This is a genomic window from Phytoactinopolyspora endophytica (assembly GCF_004138495.1).
Lineage (GTDB): Bacteria > Actinomycetota > Actinomycetes > Jiangellales > Jiangellaceae > Phytoactinopolyspora > Phytoactinopolyspora endophytica.
On sequence record NZ_ML142861.1, the window covers coordinates 170,751 to 171,107 of the forward strand.

The 357-nt window shown below is 70.0% G+C and carries 1 pseudogene; it reads left to right on the forward strand.

The annotated features are described in order from the left end of the window. Nucleotides 1-184, forward strand: a pseudogene (locus ELR45_RS38785) (glycosyltransferase); the annotation flags it as partial. Between the last annotated feature and the right edge of the window lie 173 nt (nt 185-357).

A 357-nucleotide genomic window follows, 5' to 3' on the forward strand; every position in this document is an offset into this window, starting at 1 on the left:
GTTGCGCGCCGCTGCGGCCGGGTGGGTCGTCGCGGAACGCCCGGTCCGGTACCGACGCCGGATCGGCAGAAGTAAGGTCACCGGTACGGTCGGTGGTACTGCCCGTGCCGTGATGGACATGCGGGCACAGCTGGTGCGGGCACGCGCGGCCACGCGTGCGACGGACGAGGAGGAGACTGCGTGAGCGAGACGACGCCCGTGCCGCGTGACCCGGAGAGCCAGAACGCCGGTGAGGTGACCGGGGAAGCCTTGACAGCCGATGTCGGCATCTTCGGGGGCTCCGGCTTCTACACGTTTCTCGAAGGCGCCGTGACCATCGACATGAAGACGGCATGGGGACCCCCGTCCGGCCCGGTG